Source organism: Lentilactobacillus dabitei (assembly GCF_019061365.1).
GTDB lineage: Bacteria > Bacillota > Bacilli > Lactobacillales > Lactobacillaceae > Lentilactobacillus > Lentilactobacillus dabitei.
In genome coordinates, this window is sequence record NZ_JAHPPD010000142.1 from 1 (window position 1) to 3875 (window position 3875).

The 3875-nt window shown below is 39.1% G+C and carries 5 protein-coding genes and 1 pseudogene; all 6 read right to left on the reverse strand.

Annotation, left to right across the window (positions count from 1 at the left end; genetic code table 11):
• Window positions 1-678: 678 nt before the first annotated feature.
• A complete protein-coding gene (locus tag KTE19_RS13070; RefSeq protein WP_217165035.1) occupies window positions 679-1503 on the reverse strand; it encodes a GH25 family lysozyme in 825 nt (274 codons plus the stop codon).
• The gene (locus KTE19_RS13075; RefSeq protein WP_217165036.1) at window positions 1503-2021 is read right to left on the reverse strand and encodes a hypothetical protein; all 519 of its coding nucleotides are present in this window, start codon (window positions 2019-2021) and stop codon (window positions 1503-1505) included. Before KTE19_RS13075 ends, KTE19_RS13070 begins: the two co-directional genes overlap by 1 nt.
• A complete protein-coding gene (locus KTE19_RS13080; RefSeq protein WP_217342463.1) occupies window positions 2021-2248 on the reverse strand; it encodes a CD1375 family protein in 228 nt (75 codons plus the stop codon). The genes KTE19_RS13075 and KTE19_RS13080 overlap by 1 nt, the downstream gene beginning before the upstream one ends.
• 1 nt (window position 2249) lies before the next feature.
• Window positions 2250-2666 carry an SH3 domain-containing protein gene (locus KTE19_RS13085; RefSeq protein ID WP_217342464.1) on the reverse strand — a complete coding sequence of 139 codons (417 nt, stop codon included), beginning with the start codon at window positions 2664-2666 and terminating at the stop codon, window positions 2250-2252.
• A complete protein-coding gene (locus KTE19_RS13090) occupies window positions 2656-3069 on the reverse strand; it encodes a hypothetical protein (RefSeq protein ID WP_249778669.1) in 414 nt (137 codons plus the stop codon). Before KTE19_RS13090 ends, KTE19_RS13085 begins: the two co-directional genes overlap by 11 nt.
• Window positions 3070-3182: 113 nt before the next feature.
• Window positions 3183-3875: pseudogene (locus KTE19_RS13095) on the reverse strand (hypothetical protein); the annotation flags it as partial.

Here is a 3875-nt window from a genome sequence, read left to right on the forward strand (position 1 = left end):
AATTGACTACTATATTTTGTCACAAGAAAAGCCCCACAATCATTAGACTTACTTGTCTAACAATTGTAGGGCACTTCAGGTGGGCTTGTTCTTATATCTATTTTGACGCTAAGTCTTTAATTGCTGCTTGAACTTCTTTTTGTCCAAATTTATTTTGAGAGAATAATTTTGTAAAATCCCCAAATGACCTATTGCCATTTTTGAACTTTTAATCTATCCTTGATTTGCAGCAAATTAACAAGACGGTACCGGATCAGGCAATGACCGGTATAATCAAAGGAAGGGACTGTCAAGTTATGAACTTGTTGACGATTTTAGTTTTCTACGTGTTAGGTATTTTGATTGGATTAGCCATCGAGGGCTACAATTATTGGGAGCTGAGTCACAGCGCCAGATCAAGGCCAAGTCGAATTGGTAACCATATTCATCCATAATAAATAATAAAATGAAATGATGAATGATTGAAAGAAACGTCACGATTAACCGGATAAACGTTAATCGTGACGTTTCTTTATAAATATGAGTAATGTCGATCCGAAACATGGTCTGGTTTCTTAGCCGGGATAATTATCCGTTGTACACAATTTGGAAAGCAGTAGTTCAACTTTAGAATTCCTTAATGATTTGGCAAAAAGAAAAAGCCCACCCCGAATTAACGAGGTGGGCTTCTGACGTGCTTTATTTAATTGCTTTAATCAAGTCTACATAATCCTTGTTGGCCGTTAAATAACCAACCTGCGTTTTGAGTGAGTAGATGTCACCGTCTTTAACTGCGACTCCATAAAAACGGCTGCCCTTGGTCAAACGCACATACCGTTTGTTTTTATCGCCTTTTAGCGGGAGCTTATTATAAGCATGAATCAAATCCGTTTTAACTTCATACAGACCCTTGGCAGTGTAATATTCTGGTTTAATCGGGGTGGCTGATTTGCCGTTTGACTTCAATAAATTTTTGAAATCATAGCTGGCATCAAGCGACATTCCTTTAAACCGATCAGTGTACTGCCAGATATCCACATGATTAATTCCTGGCTGCGAAGTGCCGTAAGACGCTACCCATAACTTAGCATACTTGTGTAGCTTTGCTTGATTAATCCGGCCTTCCTGAAACCATGAAGTGGATCCATAAACCATTAAGTTGTGGTAGCCATTGGCATAGAGATACCCTAGGAACTTATTGATGCCGGCAGTACATTTTTGCGGTAAATCTGGGGCTTCCACATCAATCGCCAGCCAAGTTGTTTTGTCTAACCCCATTTTCTTAACTTTATCGAGGAAGTATTGAGCTTCATTAGTGCCATAATGCCAAAAATGATACACACCAACAACGCCATATGCCTTATAAGCATTGGCAATTTGATTGGCAGCCTTGGGTGAAGTATATTTAACACCTTCACTTATCTTGACCATTGCGCCAGAAACGCCGTAAGGTTTTAAACCGTTAAAAAACGCAAGAGAATCAGATTGAAAAGATGACGTGTCAACAATAATTGGATATGCCATTATTTCTCAACCTCGCCTTCCAATTTTGCAATATCACTCGCGCCGTCACTTTCTACAGTATCGGTGCTATCTGATTTTGAAGCATCTGCTGTGGCATTCGTGTTATCGGTTGTTGGTTGAGCATCGGATTCAGGCTTATCTTCAACAACGTCAGAGCTAGGAGTAGTAATGACGGGGGCAATATCTTTGCCTGCACTCTTGTACTCTTGATAAATGCTTTCAATAATTCCCTTTACCAAATCAGATTTAGCCCAAGTGTAGCCGTGATCGCTTGCGAAGTCTAATGCGTCATTAAGAACAGCGGCAAAGCGATCTGATTTACTCAGTGCTTTAACTTGAGCATAACGGGCAACAAATCCTTGAACGGCTGTTAGGAACAATTTCTGTTGAGCGGTCTTTACGTGTGCTTGTGCAATTGGTAAAACGGCTTTCCAAACCGCTAACAAAAAAGCAATTCCTGCAGCCAAAACGCCAGTTGATTGTAAATAGTTAAAAGTCTTAGTTAAAATTGCGAACATTATTTGGCCACCTCCTGGGTATCATTTTTTTCCAAATCGTTAGCAACGCCTTTGATGACTTTACCATCAGCTCTTAACAAATCTGTTTCGGTGTCTGCTTCCAAAGATTTGATAAGTTCCTTAACTTCATTTTTGAGTTGAGTGGGAACTTTCTCGATATCCTTACCACCGTCTAAAACATTAGAAGCAAACAATAAAGCCAAAGTTGAATAGTTTTTCTTTAACATATCAGAGATCTCCTTTATTTAACATTCCAAATTTACTGCGATACTCATCATTTTCCTGTTTAAGTGCCCGATTGGTTTCTTTCAATCGCCGATTGGATTCACGTAAACTGCGATTTTCTTCCTCTTTCAATGCGATTTGTTGGCCTAGTTGTTTTTGCATTTGGTCTTTTTCCTTTGATAATTGGTCGAAATCAGCCTTCAAATCTTGATACTTATTTTGCATATTTTTCATAGCATCGTCCGAGGTCTCCTTCACTTTTTGAATCAGCCAGTCAGCTAACTTACGACGGTCTTCATCATCTTGACGCTCATCTTTTTTATGTTCATGAATGATTGCCCAGATGGTTCCAATTAACGTGGCTAGACCGCCTAGGCCGCCTAAACTGATCATATCTTCAACGACCTGTTTAACATCCATTGTGTTTTCCACCTCGCATAGCAGTGCCAATCAGCAATGCAACGGCAAGGCTGGCAAACACCCAAGTTAAATTAAAGCGAATATCAAAAACGCCCCGGATCATAAATCCGAAGGCGAGATAACCAAACAATGGGGCAATAATAATCATGCCGGCATTCCTTAATGTAATTGAATCAAGAAATACTCCACTTAGCAGGGCAATCCCGCCAATCACTAGTAATCCGGCAAACCACCAATCATCGGCAACACCGAAAACCACATGTTCCGCAAAGCCAGGAGGTGGTGGTGGTGTAACTTCTGGGCTATCCAAATAATTCAGATGAAAAAAGATATACGTGCCAGCCATTAAGGAAGCTAAGCCGAAACATAAATGCGAATAATATTTTCCAATCCTTTTTAGCATTTTTATCACTTCCTAAGCTTGGGTAAAATAAAAACACCTACCTGAAAGTAGATGCTTAACATAATAATTTATACATTGATGATTAGTCCACCGAAGGAGCGATACTTAATCATCTATATTAGTAACGTGTCGTATCCAAACCAGCAGTCATTTTGATATCCAGAAGTTACCAAAGCCGCATTACTGTCAATATTAATTGAAATATTTCCTCCTTTAATATTAAATTCATACGTATAGTATCCCTGATTATTATAAATAGCATCAGATATCATATGACCAGGTCCTTTACTTGTGAAGCTTGAAACTATATTCGAAAAATCTAATTTTATAGAATACCGAGATTCATTGGGAATGATTATTGTCAAACTAATATATATCCTTTTATTAACAGAATCTATCCTATATAGGCAAAGCTTATCTGAATTACTAAAACTATTGCCAGAATCACCAATATTAGAAAATATGATGTGTGAACTGTCTAATTGACGCCAAGCGCTTGCTTCAACGCTTTTCAAATCGGCCATAGTAGCGGCCTGATTATCCCCCTTATCTTTCGAGGCGTCCTTAATTGTGGGCGCAATACTGAATGTCTGTGCAGCTGTAAATGTTTGAGCCTGTCCCGTTCGTGCTAGGTCAGATGGCAAACTGCTTGCTAGTAATAACGGATTATTATTAACCGTTGGAACGGTATCAAAATTGTTAGCACCAGATAGGTGGGCTACTTGGGAATCGTCAGCAGGTGTAATAGAGCTGCCATTAACTTCAATTGTGCCATTCTTATTATCAGTAACCTTATCTTCTGGTGC